This window comes from Sphingopyxis granuli NBRC 100800 (assembly GCF_001591045.1).
GTDB classification, from domain to species: domain Bacteria; phylum Pseudomonadota; class Alphaproteobacteria; order Sphingomonadales; family Sphingomonadaceae; genus Sphingopyxis; species Sphingopyxis granuli.
The window spans coordinates 13,860-31,057 of record NZ_BCUA01000003.1 but is presented as its reverse complement, the minus strand read 5'-3'; the positions used below and the strand labels follow the sequence as shown (position 1 = coordinate 31,057).

The 17,198-nt window shown below is 59.6% G+C and carries 16 protein-coding genes; 7 read left to right on the top strand and 9 right to left on the bottom strand.

Annotated elements, in window-relative coordinates; genetic code table 11:
• The 4 genes from SGR02S_RS01575 to SGR02S_RS01560 are packed head-to-tail and all read right to left on the bottom strand — an operon-like array spanning position 1 to position 6,868.
• On the bottom strand, positions 1-2,010 hold the full coding sequence (locus tag SGR02S_RS01575) for a site-specific DNA-methyltransferase (RefSeq protein ID WP_067105269.1): 2,010 nt from the start codon (positions 2,008-2,010) through the stop codon (positions 1-3).
• Positions 2,003-2,761, bottom strand: coding sequence for a DUF4391 domain-containing protein (locus SGR02S_RS01570; RefSeq protein ID WP_067105268.1), 759 nt, complete (start codon positions 2,759-2,761; stop codon positions 2,003-2,005). The genes SGR02S_RS01575 and SGR02S_RS01570 overlap by 8 nt, the downstream gene beginning before the upstream one ends.
• Positions 2,758-6,027 carry a helicase-related protein gene (locus SGR02S_RS01565; RefSeq protein WP_067105267.1) on the bottom strand — a complete coding sequence of 1,090 codons (3,270 nt, stop codon included), beginning with the start codon at positions 6,025-6,027 and terminating at the stop codon, positions 2,758-2,760. The genes SGR02S_RS01570 and SGR02S_RS01565 overlap by 4 nt, the downstream gene beginning before the upstream one ends.
• On the bottom strand, positions 6,014-6,868 hold the full coding sequence (locus SGR02S_RS01560; RefSeq protein WP_067105266.1) for a BrxR family helix-turn-helix transcriptional regulator: 855 nt from the start codon (positions 6,866-6,868) through the stop codon (positions 6,014-6,016). The genes SGR02S_RS01565 and SGR02S_RS01560 overlap by 14 nt, the downstream gene beginning before the upstream one ends.
• Before the next feature lie 410 nt (positions 6,869-7,278).
• On the opposite strand from SGR02S_RS01560, the gene SGR02S_RS01555 reads away from it, so the two are divergent.
• From SGR02S_RS01555 to SGR02S_RS19815, 5 genes are all read left to right on the top strand, one after another.
• A complete protein-coding gene (locus tag SGR02S_RS01555; protein ID WP_067105265.1) occupies positions 7,279-7,920 on the top strand; it encodes a S24 family peptidase in 642 nt (213 codons plus the stop codon).
• A gap of 12 nt (positions 7,921-7,932) precedes the next feature.
• Entirely contained in the window at positions 7,933-8,358 is a 426-nt protein-coding gene (locus SGR02S_RS20350; RefSeq protein ID WP_218000086.1) for a thermonuclease family protein, read from the top strand.
• Entirely contained in the window at positions 8,355-8,660 is a 306-nt protein-coding gene (locus SGR02S_RS01550; RefSeq protein WP_067105313.1) for a DUF5818 domain-containing protein, read from the top strand. Before SGR02S_RS20350 ends, SGR02S_RS01550 begins: the two co-directional genes overlap by 4 nt.
• On the top strand, positions 8,660-8,857 hold the full coding sequence (locus SGR02S_RS01545) for a DUF6961 family protein (RefSeq protein ID WP_067105264.1): 198 nt from the start codon (positions 8,660-8,662) through the stop codon (positions 8,855-8,857). The genes SGR02S_RS01550 and SGR02S_RS01545 overlap by 1 nt, the downstream gene beginning before the upstream one ends.
• Before the next feature lie 72 nt (positions 8,858-8,929).
• Positions 8,930-9,118, top strand: coding sequence for a hypothetical protein (locus SGR02S_RS19815; protein ID WP_067105263.1), 189 nt, complete (start codon positions 8,930-8,932; stop codon positions 9,116-9,118).
• A 64-nt stretch (positions 9,119-9,182) separates the two neighbouring features.
• Here the strand turns inward: SGR02S_RS19815 and mobF are convergent, their stop codons facing one another.
• From mobF to SGR02S_RS01525, 3 genes are read right to left on the bottom strand one after another with little or no spacing between them, the layout of a single operon-like run.
• Complete coding sequence (gene mobF, locus SGR02S_RS01535) at positions 9,183-12,110, bottom strand: MobF family relaxase (protein ID WP_067105262.1); 2,928 nt, start codon at positions 12,108-12,110, stop codon at positions 9,183-9,185.
• 37 nt (positions 12,111-12,147) lie between these two features.
• Positions 12,148-14,544: a type IV secretion system DNA-binding domain-containing protein gene (locus SGR02S_RS01530; RefSeq protein WP_067105261.1), complete on the bottom strand. Its 2,397-nt coding sequence runs from the start codon at positions 14,542-14,544 to the stop codon at positions 12,148-12,150.
• Complete coding sequence (locus SGR02S_RS01525) at positions 14,534-14,866, bottom strand: hypothetical protein (RefSeq protein WP_067105260.1); 333 nt, start codon at positions 14,864-14,866, stop codon at positions 14,534-14,536. The genes SGR02S_RS01530 and SGR02S_RS01525 overlap by 11 nt, the downstream gene beginning before the upstream one ends.
• Before the next feature lie 440 nt (positions 14,867-15,306).
• Here SGR02S_RS01525 and SGR02S_RS01520 point away from each other — a divergent pair, with 440 nt between their 5' ends.
• Positions 15,307-15,501, top strand: a complete 195-nt coding sequence (locus SGR02S_RS01520; protein ID WP_067105259.1) for a hypothetical protein — start codon at positions 15,307-15,309, stop codon at positions 15,499-15,501.
• A gap of 102 nt (positions 15,502-15,603) precedes the next feature.
• Here SGR02S_RS01520 and SGR02S_RS01515 read toward each other — a convergent pair whose 3' ends face one another.
• Positions 15,604-15,840: a hypothetical protein gene (locus SGR02S_RS01515; protein ID WP_066120159.1), complete on the bottom strand. Its 237-nt coding sequence runs from the start codon at positions 15,838-15,840 to the stop codon at positions 15,604-15,606.
• Positions 15,841-16,163: 323 nt separating this feature from the next.
• On the opposite strand from SGR02S_RS01515, the gene SGR02S_RS20490 reads away from it, so the two are divergent.
• On the top strand, positions 16,164-16,394 hold the full coding sequence (locus tag SGR02S_RS20490; RefSeq protein ID WP_255211363.1) for a DUF6437 family protein: 231 nt from the start codon (positions 16,164-16,166) through the stop codon (positions 16,392-16,394).
• Positions 16,395-16,508: 114 nt separating this feature from the next.
• On the opposite strand, the gene SGR02S_RS01505 is transcribed toward SGR02S_RS20490, so the two are convergent.
• Complete coding sequence (locus tag SGR02S_RS01505; protein ID WP_037445600.1) at positions 16,509-16,898, bottom strand: single-stranded DNA-binding protein; 390 nt, start codon at positions 16,896-16,898, stop codon at positions 16,509-16,511.
• Positions 16,899-17,198 lie beyond the last annotated feature (300 nt).

Below are 17,198 nucleotides of genomic sequence, written 5' to 3'. Positions count from 1 at the left end.
TCAGATCACTTTGACGTCGGTAGACGGCGAAAGCTGGCGGAAGATCTGCTCGACGTTGATCTTCACAGCATCCGAGACAAAGCCGTTGTCGCGGAAGACGACGCGTAAAGGTTCGCGCTTTGCCAGTTCCTTCACCAGTTCCTCAGTCACACCACGATCAAAACAGGCGGCAAGGACATTGTCATCGACGAAGAATACCGTCTTGTTTTGTACAGTTTCGCGGCGGATCGGCAGCGTCAGGTCAACGCCCCAGTCGACCAGAACCTGAAACAGAAGGTCTTCGGACGTCCGGTCATCCTTCACATTGTCGACCATATCAAGCAGGTCTGACTGCTCCAGCTTGTCGGGACGGTAATAGACGTCCTTCATGTTCGAAGAATCCAGCTTAAGGACGCGAAATCCGAAATCCAAATCGCCTGCTTGCGGGAACTCGCTTCTAACCTTTTTAGCACTCAAACGGATTCTCTCCTTACCGATATCTGCGATCGATTTGAAACCAGCCTTTGCAGCCTCAGTGCTTGCATCAATTTCTTCCGGAATTTGAACCATAATAAAACGCCGACGAATTTTGTCCTCTGAAGACATCTGCATAACTGCATGAGCAGTACTGCATGAACCGGCGAAGAAATCTAAGATAATATCCTCATCCTCAACAGTCTTTGAAGAAAGCAAGGTTCGCATAAGGCTGGTTGGCTTGGGGTAAGAGAAATAGCTCTTCCCGCCGAATAGGCCCTCGACCTCCATCCCACCATCGCTTTTGAACGACAAAATCGATCGCAGAAGGAACTGATTCACCTCATCGAGATAGGTAATTGAACTTGGCTGTTGATTGCTATCTTTAGAAAACCAAATTTTTCCGCAGCGCACCGATCCGTCGTGCAGCTCCTCGACAGACACGTATTGCCCGTTTACCCTCTGAGCAGCGGCGTTGAATGTATCTTCCTTCCATCGCCAGCCACGATCCGGAATTTTTACAGCCTCCCTGGTAATAGGGTGCAATACCTCATAGCGGGGTCCGAACGTATTAGCGTTCGGCCAGCTCATATTTATTTTACCCCAGAGGCGATAGTCTTTGTCTAGAGAATTATAAAGCGTGATTCCCCTATCATATCCCTGCTTTCTATACAGTTTCTTTACCTCCTTCTCAGCGTCAGGGATGGGAACCTGCCTTCTTCGGAGTGACGCGAGGAGATCGTCTATCTCTTCTAAGCCATCTTTTCTCATGTAAAATTCGTGACGAACGTCATCATTCTTAACGTAAACCAAGATAAAATCGTGAATGTTGCCTACGCCCTTATCATTCTTGGGGATCCGTTTGTTCCAAGTTATACACTCGACAAAGTTATTTTCCCCAAAAACCTCGTCACATATTTTTCTCAGATTGTGGAATTCGTCATTGGCTATTGAAATGAATATGGCACCATCGTCTCTCAGAAGATTGCGCGCAATTTTGAGGCGCGCATACATCATGGACAGCCAATCAGAATGAAATCGCCCATTGGACTCAGAATTTGCGACGAGCTTGTTGCCATAGGCGTCAGACTGATTGGACTTTATCAAAAATTCACTGCCGCATTTTGAGAAATCGTCTTCATAAATAAGGTCGCTACCCGTGTTGTATGGCGGGTCGATGTAGATTAGCTTTATTTTTCCCAGGTAGGTTGTTTGTAGAAGTTTCAGAACTTCGAGATTGTCGCCTTCAATGAATAGGTTTTGCGTGGCGTCGAAATTTTCACTTTCGGCGATAACGGGCCGCAATGTCTTGGCGATCGGCGCGTTCGCAAGTGCCAGCGCCTCCCGCTTCCCCGGCCAATCCAACCGATATCGCTCCTGGGGCCCGTCCACGATGTTGTCGCTCAACTCCTGACGGAGTTGATCGAAGTCCACAGCCAGACGCACCGCACCCGTCGACTCGTCGCGCGCCTCGGTCACGCAGCCGGGAAACAGGTCTCGGATCTTCGCGATGTTGTCCTGGCTCAGGTCGGGGCTATGCATCTTCAGCTTATCCATGATCTTCCTCTTGATAGTTCGCTACAGCAGCGTCTGCGGTCCCCGCCGTCAGCCGCTCAAATTCCTGTTTGGCCGCGCGCAGCTCGGCATTGATCGCCACACGCTTGTTGAATTGCTTTTCGCGCGCCAGCCGCGCTTTGATCCGTTCGACCTCACGCAGCTGCACCTTGATCGCCTCTGCGAGCGCTATGCGCTCTTCTATCGAGGCGAGTTTTTCGGTCGAGCGATCGGTGTTCACCGCTTCGGCCATGCTTGGGACCAGCCGATTGGTTTGTTCCGTCACCAAAGGTTCGAGCAGGCGCTCGTATAGTGCGCGCATGTTTAGCGCGACTGGGAGCGGCGTGCGGCGTGCGTCCTCGGGCAGCCAGTCTCCTAGGAAATAGTCGCTCACCACCCAACGGGTTTTATCGGCCTCGCTCGGCCGCTTGTAGGCTGCGGCGAGCCTCACGCGGCCACCATGGACCACCTCAAAAATGAGCGGGAAGGGAATAGCCTTGTCGATGGCACGCAGCACTTCGTGGTCCAGAGACGGAGTGCGGGCGGTGACGCGGAAGACCTGAACCTCGGCCACTGACTTCGTTGCCGCCAGGTTGACTGTCTCGGGTGCCAACTTGTGCGACCAGACGATCTGATCAACCTCGCGCACAAAGAGGTCCTTAAGCGCAGTGTTTGCGCCAGCATGTTCGTAGATCTTGTTCTTGGGGATCACGCGTCCGAAAGCGGCAGCGCGAGGCCATTCGTAGAGGATCATGATCCCCCCTCGATGACCAGGAACGCGATCAGCTCGAAGTCGTCCAGCCCCTTGATGGTGTGGGTCAGCGCGGTGGTACGCCCGCCGCTGAACAGGCTGTCGATGTCCTTTTCTTCCTTCACCTCGATCATGGACCGGATCGCGCTGGAGAGCAGGTCGGAATAGAGACCCATCTGGCGCCCGTCATCGGTCCGCTCATTGAAGACCCGGCAAACCTCCCGGATCGGCTCTACCTGCCCCTTACAACTGGTGCGGATCAGATCGAGCAGCCGTTTGACCTCGGTATGGTCGGCGACGATCTCGCCATCGTCACCGATATAGACCAGGTAGAACGGGTGGAGCCGGTTCTGCTGGTTCACATTCACGCTGTCATGGATGTTTTTCAAGGCGAAGATGACGCCCGAATGCAATCCAAGCTCTGGTTGTGCAGGGACGATGGCGTGCATGCCGAAGGGCACGCTCTCGAGGTCACCATGCTCCTTTACGTAGTTGAGCAGGTCCATGCGGAAGTCATTCAGGCCGAGGTCGGTGATGGAAATGCCGGCCTTCACGTCCTCAAGTTCGATGACTTCTTCCTGCATCCGTTTCAGCTGTTCCTTGCGGTAGGCAATGTCGCTCGACTTGGCGGTCAGCACATTGTCGTCGCCCGTCGCCGTGACGTCCGCGATCACCATCCGGTTTTCGACGCGCTCTTTGAGGTTGATGTACTCGTCGAGCGTGATGTCCGGCCAATAGTTGACCAGCTGGATCTGGCTGTTGGGTGAGCCGATGCGGTCGATACGGCCGAAGCGCTGGATGATGCGTACCGGGTTCCAATGGATGTCGTAATTCACCAAGAAGTCGCAGTCTTGAAGGTTCTGGCCTTCCGAGATGCAGTCGGTGCCGATCAGGATGTCCAGCTCGCCCGGCTCATTAGGCAGAACAATGGCCTTGTACTTTGAACGGGGGGAAAACAGCGTCAGCACACCTTGGAAGTCGTAGGATTTTTTCAGGGTGCTCTTCGGTGCATCTGATCCGGTGACCTTGCCGACGTGCAGGCCCAGCTGCTGCGAGAAGGGCGCGAGATTGTCGTAGAGATAATTGGCGGTATCGGCGAAGGCCGTGAAGATCAGGACTTTGCGGTTGCCAGCATTCAGCGGTGCTTCGATCTTCTGACCGATAAGCGAAAGTAGGTGCTGGAGCTTCGTATCATCCCCCGGTGTCACCTTGTCCATCGACGCGATCAGGTCGTCGATCAGGACAAGGTCGGCAGCAAGGTCATGCTTCCACGACGGCAAATCCATATCGCCAAGGCTGATCTGGACCTTCTTGCCGACGGTGAACTCATCGAGGCCGGCCAGATCATCGTCTTCGGGATCAAAGGCGCTCATCTCCGCGAGATGGTCGCTGACGCTGCCAGCGCGTCCAGTTCGCTCAAACTCTTCGATTGCGTTCAGCGTGCGGGAAATATTGCTGCCGAGTGACCGAAGCGTCAGCCGGAATGCCGCGACCGAACTCTCGAGCCGCTTCAGAAGATTGGTGGTCATGAGCGCCTGGAGACTGCGCTCCCGGTCTGCCTGACGCAGTTTTCCGCGGCCGCCCTCGACCTGCGTGTCGTAGATTTCTTCGTACTTCCGCAGACGGCTGGGAAGGATGTAGCTGATGGGCGCATAGACCGCGAGCTTGAGCACCGACAGCTGCGTGAAGATATCGTTCAGCCCCATCACATTGGGGCGCTGCGTAATCGGGCAATGGAAAGACAGCGGCTTCCGACGCTGCGGAAATTTGCCGATATCCTTCGTGTCGTAGAACGTCTCGATGTGCTTGCGGGACCGGGCAATGGTCACGGAGTCGAGCAGTTCGAAGAAGTCAAAATCCAAGGTCTTGAGGATTGACGCCGCCGTCCGCTCCTCGGGAGGCAGCGATGTCCATTCGTTGAAGGCCTTCTGAGCCCGTCGGAAGATCTCTTCAATGCTGGTGTCGGTCTTGAGGTTCTTGCTGAGCCCCTCGGACTGCCCCTCGTAGGCCAGTGCGAGCTGGTTGCGCAGATCGGTGAAGCGGTTGTTCACCGGCGTTGCCGAGAGCATCAGGACCTTGGTCTTCACGCCCGCGCGGATGACCTTGTTCATCAGCTTCTGGTAGCGCGTCTCCCGATCCTTGAAGACGTCATTGTTCCGGAAGTTGTGGGATTCGTCGATGACGACCAAGTCGTAATTGCCCCAGTTTACACGGTTCAACGGGATGCCGAAGGATTCCCCGGAGGTGCGGGACAGATCGGTGTGGCACAGGACATCGTAGTTGAACCGGTCCCTGGCGAAGATGTTGGTGGTCAGGTTGGTGTTGTAGTTGCGCCAGTTGTCCGCGAGCTTCTTGGGGCAAAGTACCAGGACTGACCGGTTCCGGAGCTCATAATATTTGATCACTGCCAGCGCGGTGAAGGTTTTGCCGAGCCCCACAGAGTCGGCCAGAATGCAGCCGTTGTAGGTCTCCAGCTTGTTGATGATGCCGGTCGCCGCATCCTTCTGATAATTGAACAGCTTGTTCCAGACCACGCTATCCCGGTAGCCGGTCAGGTCGTTCGGAAGGACATCTTCATCGACCTCCTCGAGGAAATCCCGGAAGATATTGTAGAGCATCATGAAGTAGATGCGCTCCGGCGCATTCTCTTGATACACGGACTCGATATGGTCACAGATGGCGGCCGTGACGTCCTGCAATTTCTCCGGGTCCGACCAGATCTGATCGAACAGCTGCAGGTACATCTGCGCGTGGCTCGGGTCATCGAATCGCGTTACGAAATTCGAGACTGCGTCACCCTTCTGGTAACCCAAGTCGACCGCTGTGAATCCGCTGATGGGCATGTAGGCCACTGCATCAGCCGCGCCACCCACATGCATGAATTGCTGCATCGGCGCCTTTGTCCCGTTGGACCGGAACTTTGCCTTCTTGCGGATCCACTCGGCGCATTCGCGTGCAACGGCACGCTGCGTCAGCTTGTTACGAAGTTGTATCTCAAATTCGGTTCCATAAAGCCCGCTCTCTCGCTGAGCTTTCGGGATGAAGAACTCCCGTCGCTCCTTGGTGAGCCGATCGGTTGCACCGTTCGGAGTGAACGTAGGCGCGGTAAAAATGAACTTTAGACTGTCAATCCTGGAGAGCTCGGACTTGAGCGCCTCGAAGGCATAGATCGAGAAACAGGAGGCGGCGATCTTCACCCGCGAGCCCTTGGTTAGGGCCCGTTTGAGATCGTCACCCCAAAGATGGGAATTGTTATCAATGATTTGCATGGATCGCCTCCCGATTTAGCAGGACGATCTGCTGATCCTGTGGTGGCCTGGCAGCTGGGTCGGTGTCGAGGCCCAAACGCTTCAGGGCATAGTAAAGGAGTGCCCGCCGCACCGGGATGGTCGTCACGCCCCTTTCCATTCCATAGTCGAGCTCGATCGCCTTGCGCTGACCAGCACTCAACTCGGGATGAGGCGCGATTTGCAGCTCAACCAGCTCTTCCCATTCGCTATCGCCAGAAGGCCTAGCATCTGCCGGCTGCGATGAGCGCGTGTCGGTAATGCGCGAGAGAACAAAGTCCTTGAAAGCGCTGCTGCGTGGGCAATGTGCGCGAGCATGCCATCTGAACCCGTCAAACACCAAGGCATGAGGTTCGATCCAACGCCAAGCAGGCTCAGGGGATGACATTGATTGGTAGAAGACCTCGATCGCCTCGTGCCGCTTGATCGCCGTTACAATGGCCCTCAAAGTTTTGGGCGAAACGCCCCGGGCGGGAGTCGGGGCACAGGCGAAACTCGGCAAGCCTCCGATCCAGCTGTCGTCGGCGGCAATGATTCCATCCGAGAGCGATCTGAGCTGGGAGAGATATTGGGCTGCGTCGGGCTGGTGGAATACGGGGTTGAACGACGAGCTACGAACGTAAGTCCTGGCGCTCTTGTCGTAGACCATGTTCGCTTCAGCTAGGCCGAGGTATCTGTTCAGATCCGTCGATGCCTGATTGATCGAAACGCCGAAAACATCGATCAGGTCACTGCGGTTGACGTGGCCCTCCCAGAAGAGCCTGAATTCGATGAATTCGAGGCGGCTCTCAACTCCGCGCCGCAATCCCGATTCGCTGTCCATGCCCCGATCCCCCAAGAAACTGGGCTAAACCAGTTTCTGTGTGGGTAAGCGTAGTGGATGCTTGATATCGAGGCAACGAGATTCGGAAATGTCCTCGCTGTTATGTTTAGTCGTCCTACCCGCGGCTAACTGTCTCTGAACTCGCCAGAAATGCCGAGACTTTCTGACAGGTTTTTCGGCGTGGCCTGCGCCCGTCCCGTAGGTCCTGAACGAAGCGAGGATCTGCCACGACGTGCCGACCGAAGGTGCTCGGCGACGTCCGGGTTTGTGCCAGATATTCCTCGATCTGCTCCAGAAGCTCCATGGCCGTAGACTCGCTTTACGCTTGCGTTCTTGTTATGTTCTTACTAGGAAGGCTTCCTAGAGTCTAGGATCGATTTTCCTAGGTGCCCGCGATAGGACTGGCAGTCATGGACGACGCACGGAGAGCCCTGGACGAATTGATCCAGCAACGAGGGGTGAATTACTCCTCGGTTTCGCGCCTGCTGGGGCGCAATGCCGCCTACATCCAGCAGTACATCCGGCGCGGCAGCCCGCGGCAGCTGGACGAGCAGGATCGCTCGGTTCTGGCGCGATTTTTCGGGGTCGATGAGAAAATTCTCGGTGCCCCCGCCCGTCGTTCAGGTCCGGTCGTCGATCTGGTCCATGTGCCTTTGCTCAATGTCGAGGCATCAGCCGGCCACGGCGCGCTCGCGGAAATGGAAGCCAAATCAGCGCAATTCGGCTTCGACGAGAAGTGGCTACGCCGGCTGACCGCGAGCAAGGCATCGAGTCTGTCGATCATCGCCGTGCATGGCGACTCCATGGAGCCCACTCTTCATGATGGCGACGAAGTGATGGTCGATCTCGGGGACGGCCAGGCGCGCCTGAGAGACGGGATCTATGTCCTGCGGATGGACGACATGCTGAGCGTCAAGCGGATTGCCCTCGAACCGCAGGGCAAGCGCGCCTCAGTTCTGAGCGACAACCCGGCCTATCCGAGCTGGCGCGGTCTCGAGAAGCGGACGCTCAATATCGTCGGGCGGGTTCTCTGGTTCGGACGAGCACTCTAAGGGAGCCATATGATACTCGCCTTGCTTGCCGCCTCTATCGTCGCCTCCGGACAGACATTCACCTGCACACCGACCCACGTCTGGGATGGTGACGGTCCAGTCTGGTGTGTGGAAGGTCCTCACCTTCGGATCGCCGGCATCGCTGCGCGGGAAATGGACGGCACCTGCCGGACCAATCAGCCCTGCCCAGCTGCCTCGGCGATTGAGGCGCGCGATGCGCTGGTACAGCTGATGGGCGGCGCGCGCGGAACGATCTCGACCGGTCACGTGGTGGTAAGGGGGCCGCGACTGACATGCCGCTCCGAGGGGGGCGCAGGCGGAAACAGGACCGCTGCCTGGTGCCGCCTGCCGTCAGGCGCAGATCTTTCATGCGCCATGATCAAGACCGGCGCTGTCCTGCGCTGGGATCGCTACTGGAAAGGCCCGGCTTGCCGGTGAACAGCACCACGCATCTGACCGGCATCGTCGAGGGGGCGGCCAACGGGCCGGTGCTGCGAACCGATGGTGGCGGGACTTGGGAACTCGACAACACTCGCCAGGTACGCAAGTTTATCGGCTCTCGCGTCGAAGTGGTCGGGGAGCGTTCGGGGTTCAACGGGTTTGTCTGCGAACAGATATGGCCGGCCGATCAGCCTCGTCCGACAGCATTTAAACTTCGCATCGAATTCCTTCTTGCGGCCGGCTTCGTCGCCTATGGTCTCTACGCGACAGTTGGCGCGTTCGTCAGCACGCTAGGCTGATGCTCAGCGACTGGGAAGTCTGGGCCTGCGCCAACCATGTCCTGCAAACCCATGGGGACAAAGCACCTTTGCACGTCGCCGAACAGATTGGTGCTCTTGCACTTGCCGGCGACGAAGCAGGCATTCGGACATGGCAGGCTATCGCTGAGCGGATTGTCCAGCTGAGCTCCAACGCCTCTGACAAGCCAACGCACTAAGCGTCACTGACCAGGTCATCCGATTGGCGAGAGATCGCCGGGAAAGAGACAGGATTGCGCGCCTGGGCTGCCATGGCTGTCGCCTTCGATGGTGAGGCCGCGCATGCGTTCGACCAGATGGCGAGCAAGATCGACCCTGGCGCTGCGCTGGGCGCGTGGGTCATCGGCATTGAGACGGATGAGCGTGTGCTCCGGCGCAACGGCCAGCGCGACTTCGAGATGCGTAAGGAGGAGATCGTCGGAGATTCGGGGCATGGGTGAATGAGAACAAAGAAAGAACTTTTCGTCCACCGGCAGTGTGCGGACGGATGGGGACAGCAGCACGCTATATGCCGATTTCGAAGGGCTTCGTGATCGACCGGTCAAGCTCCGGCGGCTTGCGTTCCGGTGCAGGATCCACACGATCTTTGACCTGCCCTTTGGACGCAGCGTCGCGGAGGAGATCGACCGTTTCCAGCGCCGAGCGCTTCATACCGGCATTGCGCTCGACCGCAGCTTCAAGCTTGCCAGCATTGTCGACATAGAGGGTGAGGCCATCGCGCAGCCGCGTGACTGTCACCAGGAACGTCTGCTGGTTGGCCAGATTACGCTCGCGGCTATCCATGACTGCAATGCCGCGATCGGAAGTAAGCCCCTGCGCCATATGGGCATTGAGCGCATAGGCGAGATCGAGACGGCGGAGCATCGGGTCGCCCTGCTCCAGCCTGTGCTCTGCGCCCAAGGATGTCTTCACCACGACAGCCTCTTTGTCGACTGCGACAATCCGGGCCTGGTCGGCATTGAGCAGGCCGCGCTGGTGATCGGTCTCTGTCCACCGGATCTTGTCGCCGGTGTAAATGTCGAGGGCGCGGACTTCGAACAGGCGCAGCGGATCCTGCTCACCTTGCGGCCTTATCTGACCGGGACGAAACTCGAACTGGCGGCCACGCTCGTTCTCCAGCGTGACCCGCTCGCGAGGCACATCAGTTCCGACCACCCGGTACTCGCCTGCTGCAAGGCCCTGGCTCCGCTGACGCCGCGCGACCTCGACCACCATGCCGGGGGCATAGGTGCTCGCGTATCGCAGCTCCTCGCGGGTGACATTGACGCGCGACAGGGTCTGGAGCCGCATGGTTTCAGGACCGAGCTCACCGCTCGCTTTAAGGCCGGTCTGCACCGCATCGTTCACGGCGGTGCGCAAGTTTCGGCCTGAGGCATAGATTGCGGTTGCCTCGCGCTCAGCGGTCGAAAGGGACAGCCAGGCTGCGGCAGCTTCGACAGCAGCATCGTTCCCAGCCTCGACTACCTGGGGTGCGAGATGGCGCATGGCATCCTCAATGCGCCCTTCTTGCGCTGCCTGTTGGGCTTCACGCAGGCCTTCGCTGCGCGCGCGAAGATTGGTGCTCATCACCGCAGTCTCGATCCCGGCCTGCTGCATCACATCGAACGGCTTGCCGGCATCGACTGCGCCCAGCTGCTTGCGGTCACCAATGCTGGCAAAGCGGCCGAGTTCGAGCAGGTTGGCGAGGCGCACCAGCTTTTCCTTGTCGGCGTTGCCGACCATGGAGGCTTCGTCGAGCAACACGACACTGCCCCGCATATCGGCTCGGGCCTCGGCGAGGCGGTCCGTATCGGCCCCTTCGAGGAGATCGCGGTGCTGCGCGAGAAACCGCGACACCGTCATCGAGGGAATACCCGTATCCCGCTCCAGCATCTGAACCAGCGTGTTTTGCACCGCGAGCCCGAGCACGGCCCTGCCCTCCTCGCGCAGAATGTCCGCGACGGGTTTGAGGACGGTGCTCTTGCCTGCCCCGGCAACGCCCTGGATGGCGACGATGCGGTTGTTCGACCCAAGCAGCAGGCGCCCCGCCCCTTCCTGTCCGGCGTTCAAGGTGAGCCCGTACTTGATCTGGGAGAGTGCCTGCAGGCGGGGCCCGGCAAGGTCGGGAGAGACAATCGCCGGAGCGCCGCCGCGCCCGCTTTCGACTCCGGCGATGATGCGCTGCTCGAGACTGACGGCGTCGCGGGTGGTCAGCAGGTCACGGTCTGCGCCCCTGCCCTTCTCCAGATATCCTTGGCGGAGCAGTTGATCGACGCGATGCTCGACCGCGGCAAGCGATGTAGGGAGCGCAAAGCCAAGTGCGGTGCGGTAGATCTCGGTGCGCGTGAATGCCGCTTCCCGCTCGCCCAGATGCCGGACAGCCGAGGCGACCGCATGAATTGCGGCGACCTGCTCGACACTGCGATTGGTCAGCCGGGCAGGTATCAGAGGATCACCTTCCCGCAGGCCCAGACGCTCGGCAAAGGAAGTTGCGAGGGCCTGAGCATGGCGGACAAGCCCGCGCATCGTTGGACCGATGCCGGCCACTTTCCCAAGATCCTGTGCACTGCGGCCGTTGGCACTTGCAATGATCGTGGCGGGATCAAAGCCAAGCCTGGCGGACGTTTCCTGCCACTGCTGTGTAAGCGCATCGCGATCCTCGATCCGGCCCTTGTTGGCCCGGGTCATCAAGGTTGCGGCATCAAGGACGCTCGGCCCTGAGAAGTTCATTTGAGCTGCTGCCTCCAGGATCTCTGCGCGCCGGGAACTGAAGGCATCGCGCACGGCCTTGGGCACCCCGACAGCTTCGAAATTGCCGTGCTTTCCGAACTCCCCAACCTCGTAACCGAGCTTCTCCACGCCCAACCGAAACCGGGCCATTGTCATGGCATTGAGCAAGGTGTTGTGCTGCCAGAGCTTGTCGTTGCGCAGCGCCCGCCATTTGCCGTCTGGCCCCTGGGTCACATTGGCAATGACGGCATGGAAGTGGGCGTTGGGTTCCTGGTTGCGGTTGGTGTCGTGCTGGAAGAGCGCGATCGCAAGGTTGCCGGTTTGGACGGCTCGCTCCTTGCCCCGAACCTCCATCCTGGTCTCAGCGAGGTTCTTTTCGGCCCAGCGCAGGGTTTCCCGGACGGCTGACGAGTAGGCATCGAGGATCCGTTTGTCGCCGCCCACCAGAGCAAGGACCGACCAGCTTTTCGGCATCGAAAAGGTGAGGTCGGTCCCCGCGCGGTGCGCCCGATTGTCACTTCCAACCCGGCTACCATCCGGCAGCATTCCTTTAAGGACTGCCTCGAACTGCCGCGCATCCACGGCCCCAACCAGCCCCAGGGCGGCAGCGCCTTCACCCAGCCATTCGCCGGAGCGATCAGCGTCTGCGCGCGTGTAGTAGTTGTCGGCAGCAAAGTAATTGGCCGCGCCGCCTGCGGTGCGGATATTAGCTACCGATAGCATCGTTTGTCCCCCGAGGCTGCGGCAATCGGCGGCATGATCACATCTCCATGTCGCCGAGGTCGGGACCCGGGATTGGCGGCGGTTCCTGCTCGCGCAGCCCATCCTCGAGCATCAGCTTGCGCGCTACTGCATCGCTGGGTCGCACGCTCTTGGGGCCATCCTGCTTGCCCTCTTGTAGCGGATTTGCGTCCGTTGTTCCGGCTCTAGCTGTACCCTTGGGAGTAGCCGGCTGCTCCTGCGTCGGGGTGGTCTCGCCGGTAGGCAGGAGCGGGCGGGCGGAGGGGCCAGCCTTTCTCGGCCTTGCATCAGTTCGGGTTTTAGAAACATCCCGGTTGGCCCTGCCCGCCTTCTCTTTCCCGGATCGGGCTGCTCGTTCCTGTTGCTTCGCCGTCTTGCCCGATGTGCTTTCAACAGCCCGCTGCAAGTCCTTTGCGGTCGCCTCGGGCTTCTGCCTCGACCCGGATTCCGGCGCATTGTCGAGAGCCAGTTCTCCCTGCTTGGGCACGACCGGCTTCCCTGCCCCGTCGTCGTTGGCCGAGGGATGCTCATTGCCCGCCGATGCAGCGGATGGCTCAGACTGCTCCGCCGGCGGCCGGGGCTCTACGACGCGTGCCTTGGGCCCTTCCTTCACTCTTGCGATGAAGGTCTCCGCCCGCTTGGGACGGTCGACGGGAATGAGCTTGACGGGCGCGGCAGGGAAACCATCGGGGAACTTGATGTACCCGGACAGGCGCGGCAGGTTCATGAGCTGGTCGGGCAGTAGGAGCGGCTCGATGTGCTTGCGCGGGGTGAGGCTGACCGCATCACGGGCATTGTTGTAGCCGTAAGTGTAGCCCTCCTCCATGTCCCTGACCTGGCGATGGCCGATGAAGTCGGAGCACCAGGTGGCCGTTTCGCGGTCGGCGGTTCCGAGGATCAGTTTGGTCCGGGCCAGCGATGCCAGCGTCATCGCCATGTTCTCGCCGTAGACCTCCTTGAGCTTGGCATAAGCGTGAAGCCCGAGGACAATCGCGCCGCCGAAATTGCGCGCCGTCTGCAAGCCTTTCTCAAGGGCCGGCAGGCGGTGCAATGCCCCCAGCTCATCGACGAAGAACCAGCACTTGAGATCGCGGGTGCGGGGCATCGTCATCAGCGTGTTCATTGCTGTGTCGAGCCAGAGTGTGAGCAGCTGCGCGCAAACACTCATGTCGACATAGCGGGCCGAAATGAACAGGATCGAGCCTTCGCTTCGGGTGCTATCGGCTCCGTCCTGAATCCACTCGCGGACCGAGAAACGAGGGCCTGCAGTCGGTAGCAGCTTGAGCGCCTTGGCGTTGACGTTGAAGACGGCCCGGATCGATTCCGCCATGCGCGCGGCTTCCGGCGCGGTTAGCGGATCGGCGATCGTTCCGCGCATCATGGCATGCACGCGCGACAGGTCCGCGGTCATCAGCTCGCGCGCCAGGGCATCATTGGTTGCCCTGCCCTCCGCCACGAGCTTGAGGCAGAATTCGACAAACAGGGCGCGGGCAGCGATCACCCAGAACTGGGCTTCCCCGCCCCCGTCATGGGGCACGAGGGCATCGGCAGCGGCCCAGAATTCGCCTTCAGTGCGGCATTCGTCGAAGAGACTCCACTGGGGGCAGCGCGCATCGAGCGGGTTTAAAATGATGTCGCAATGGGCGGCATGGAAGTGCTCGATGAAGGCACCGGTCAGATCGAAAACCACGCAGCGCTGGCCCTTGGCTCTTGCCTCCGCAATCATGTCCGAGATCGCCACGGTCTTGCCCATGCCGGTCGTGCCAATGAGCATCGCGTGGCTCTGTTCAAGGCGCCAGGGATAGGCCACCGTGGCGATATGCGATGGCCGGTAGGGAAAGACCCGGGCTATCTCTCGCGGCAGGCTGAGCCGCCACTTCCAGCCCATAGCGGAATCGAGCTCACGTGTGCGCTCGCGCCGGTTGTGGTTTGTCAGTTCATCGACGAGCTCGGGAAGCGTGACCAGCATGGCGCCGCGCTCGTGTTTGCGCTCCTTGGAACGACCACCGAACCGCTCGGCGAACCAGTAGAAGACGGCAAAGGCAGGGACCAGCAGGAACCCCGATCGCCACAAGGCACTGGTCAGAAGATCTGTCAGCTTATCCCACGCATGGACAACCGGTGGATAGTGGTCGAGCTGTGTAATGGGAAACTGAATGGATGCGCCGAAGGCGGTTTCCAGAGTGATACGCTTGGCGGGATCGAACTCCATGAAGCCGTAGATGGCGGCATAGATCCGCATCCAGACCAGGTAGACTTCATGATCGGTGAGGCCTGCCGAAATGGTCCACCATGAGGTCCATGAGATCACAAGCGCGGCAACGATCAACGGGCCCTTGAGCCCCGCCGCGAACATGAAGCTGAAGTGTCCGAGCAGCTGGCTGCCGCGCGTGAAATTGACGAGATTACGCTTCATCGGAACCTCCCTCGCCGGTAGCGGTGGTGAGGCCGAGCTCCTTGCATTTGCGCACGTAAGCCTGGTGTGCCCGACCGCGCAAAGCGTGGTCGGGGTGCCCTGCCAGTAGCGCATCCACACCGACCATGAGGAACACCGAGCGGCGGGAAATACGTTCAATGGAAGCGTCGAGCCGGGAGGCAAGATCGTCCTCGGCGCAGGCATTGGCGAGCAAGGCACGAACCCATTCGCTCATGCTGATCCCCTTGGCCTTGGCAGCCTTGCGGATCAGCGAGCTGAGCTCGGCCGAGATGTAAACCTGGAGACAGATTGGCCGTGTCATGCACGGACTCCTTGTGGTCAGGAGCCCGGTTCACACTGCGAAAGGCAGGGTCGAAGCTAAGTCAGATTCAAGAACATGTCAAGAACATAGAATTCGGCGAAATTCCGCCAATCGCTGCGCTGCTTGGGTCAATTCTACGTGACTCCCCTCGCCCACGTCATTTTTGACGGAGAAGCTACCAATCCAGTATCCCCCACACAAATATCTGTATTTTCGTGGTTTATCGCCCATCGTTCCTGCGACCGGTCGCGTAGGGTGTGCTCAACCGTCCCCAGCTGCGAGGACAGGAACCAGCTATTGAGCCTGTAACGGATGATGCGGTCTGCGATGTCGGTTCGGCCGGTCGCTCTGCAGGTTGCCGATGCCTCGGATCCTAATAGGCACAGACGGGATCGATGCCTATGATGCGGGCATTACCTCGGGCAACAAGGAAGCACGGCATGGGCCAGGTCACATTGAGTGCGACACCGAAGGGCAACGGCTTCCAGGCGACAGTCACTTACCCGAACGGGGTGTCGATCAGTTCTTCCGAGGCTTTCCCGACGCAGGCAGAGGCAATCGAGGCCGCAGCGTTGAAGGTCCTGGATATGCCGGAGCGGCTCACCGATCTCGACCGTTCCGATACCCCCGCCTGAAGCTTGCGACCCGCCTTCCTGTCCCGGCTTAGAGATGCCAAAACAGTCTGCGAGCAAAGAGAAAGGAGGAAGCCCTGACGGACTTCCTCCCAAACCGGCGGATCAGAATTCATCGCTGAGACGGCCCGGAACTGTGTCGATTACCCTGTCCAGCATGGCCTTGGGCAAGGCGCCATAGTCCCCTTCATCGACCGCGATGTATCCGGCCTCGTCATCGGTCAGGACATACTGCGTGTAGTAGCTGTGAAAGGACCGGGCATGGGCCTGATCCAGTGCGGCAACGAAGGCGGCCTGATCTGCCTTGAGACCGGCATCGGCAATGTTCAGCGAAGCGTACATGATCTTTCCTCCTGATGTTCGATGCGTCGCATCAGGGATTGCGAAAGATGTGGGTGACGGGCTGGGTCAGGGACCGCGTCAGCGGCCGCGAAGCGGCGATGGGGGCAACGATTTTTGCCGGGCTTGCCCGGTAAAAATGGTGGGGCCCCGTCGTCCTTGACGCAGCCCCAAAGCCCGCATCAGACTTGGTCTTTCTGCGAGAGAGACCTCTCCAACGTCAGCGGGAAAGCGCACCAATCGCCGCACAAACCATTTTCCTACACGCGTCCGGAATGCCAATATCGTCAGCGGAGGGGACCAACGGCCAGCAAGAAGGAAACCCTATGGCCAGGTCCAAACCCACTGCGCGCGATGCGCTGAAGAAGCTTCGTGAACAGCGTGCGAGGCTCGAAAGCGAGGAAGCTCGTCTTCGTGAAGAGGCAGCGACCGAACTCGGCAAAGTGCTGATCGAGTGCGGCGCCGAGACGATCGAACCGGCACAACTGCGCCTGATCGTGCGCGCATCGATGGCACTGGGGATCGAAGAAACGCTGAAGCGGATCGCTCCTGCGTAGCCCCACCCAGCGGCGGCAAGGGGTTCGATGCCCCGCGCCGCCGCCTAGCCCCAGAGCAAAAGAAAAGGCCCCGATGGCGTCTGCCACCGGGGCCTTGTCGTGGGGTAAGGACATTCAGTCCTCGTCGATATCGGGAGCGCCCTCGTTGCCGCCCGAACGGCCCTTGGTAAGGAAGTCGACCTTGTCGGCGATGATCTCGCAGCCGTAGCGCTTGGTGCCGCTCTGATCTTCCCACTGGGTGTAGTGGATGCGCCCCTCGACCGTCACGAGCTGGCCCTTGGTGCAGTACTTGGCGACGTTCTGGCCAAGGCCGTTGAAGCAGGTGATCCGGTGGAATTCGCTGTCCTTGGCGGTGTAGCCGTTCTCGTCCTTGTAGGTCTTGCCATCCTTGCGGGCGGGACGGTCGGTGACGACCGAGATCGAGGTGATGCTGGTTCCACCCTGGGTGGTGCGGGTCTCGGGGTCGCGAGCGATGCGGCCAACGAGGATAACGAGATTGGTCATGGGCTTTCTCCTGATCGAGCATTCCGGGTCCATCCCGGCTGCAAAACCCGAGCAGAAGCGCCCCATGGCGAAGCGCACCGAAGGGGAACCCGGAACTGGTTCGGGTGGTGCGGGCAGCCGGGCACAGCCCGGCAACTCGGCCGGACCTGATCCGGGTTGCGCGTCTCGACGGGGGGTGATTCAGGGACAGGTTTGCATCGAAGCCGGGTGGAGCTGGATGCCTTGAACAGGTTTGCCCTGCCTAGTTTTCCTCCGGTCTTGGCCGGATCATCCCTCCCGACCTTCCACCGGAGAACCCCT

What these genes read in the sequence shown, in the direction of transcription:
- SGR02S_RS01575 (WP_067105269.1), bottom strand. Translation starts at nt 2,010, where the DNA reads ATGGATAAGCTGAAGATGCATAGCCCCGACCTGAGCCAGGACAACATC.
- SGR02S_RS01570 (WP_067105268.1), bottom strand. Translation starts at nt 2,761, where the DNA reads ATGATCCTCTACGAATGGCCTCGCGCTGCCGCTTTCGGACGCGTGATC.
- SGR02S_RS01565 (WP_067105267.1), bottom strand. Translation starts at nt 6,027, where the DNA reads ATGCAAATCATTGATAACAATTCCCATCTTTGGGGTGACGATCTCAAA.
- SGR02S_RS01560 (WP_067105266.1), bottom strand. Translation starts at nt 6,868, where the DNA reads ATGGACAGCGAATCGGGATTGCGGCGCGGAGTTGAGAGCCGCCTCGAA.
- SGR02S_RS01555 (WP_067105265.1), top strand. Translation starts at nt 7,279, where the DNA reads ATGGACGACGCACGGAGAGCCCTGGACGAATTGATCCAGCAACGAGGG.
- SGR02S_RS01545 (WP_067105264.1), top strand. Translation starts at nt 8,660, where the DNA reads ATGCTCAGCGACTGGGAAGTCTGGGCCTGCGCCAACCATGTCCTGCAA.
- SGR02S_RS19815 (WP_067105263.1), top strand. Translation starts at nt 8,930, where the DNA reads ATGGCTGTCGCCTTCGATGGTGAGGCCGCGCATGCGTTCGACCAGATG.
- mobF (WP_067105262.1), bottom strand. Translation starts at nt 12,110, where the DNA reads ATGCTATCGGTAGCTAATATCCGCACCGCAGGCGGCGCGGCCAATTAC.
- SGR02S_RS01530 (WP_067105261.1), bottom strand. Translation starts at nt 14,544, where the DNA reads ATGAAGCGTAATCTCGTCAATTTCACGCGCGGCAGCCAGCTGCTCGGA.
- SGR02S_RS01525 (WP_067105260.1), bottom strand. Translation starts at nt 14,866, where the DNA reads ATGACACGGCCAATCTGTCTCCAGGTTTACATCTCGGCCGAGCTCAGC.
- SGR02S_RS01520 (WP_067105259.1), top strand. Translation starts at nt 15,307, where the DNA reads ATGGGCCAGGTCACATTGAGTGCGACACCGAAGGGCAACGGCTTCCAG.
- SGR02S_RS01515 (WP_066120159.1), bottom strand. Translation starts at nt 15,840, where the DNA reads ATGTACGCTTCGCTGAACATTGCCGATGCCGGTCTCAAGGCAGATCAG.
- SGR02S_RS20490 (WP_255211363.1), top strand. Translation starts at nt 16,164, where the DNA reads ATGGCCAGGTCCAAACCCACTGCGCGCGATGCGCTGAAGAAGCTTCGT.
- SGR02S_RS01505 (WP_037445600.1), bottom strand. Translation starts at nt 16,898, where the DNA reads ATGACCAATCTCGTTATCCTCGTTGGCCGCATCGCTCGCGACCCCGAG.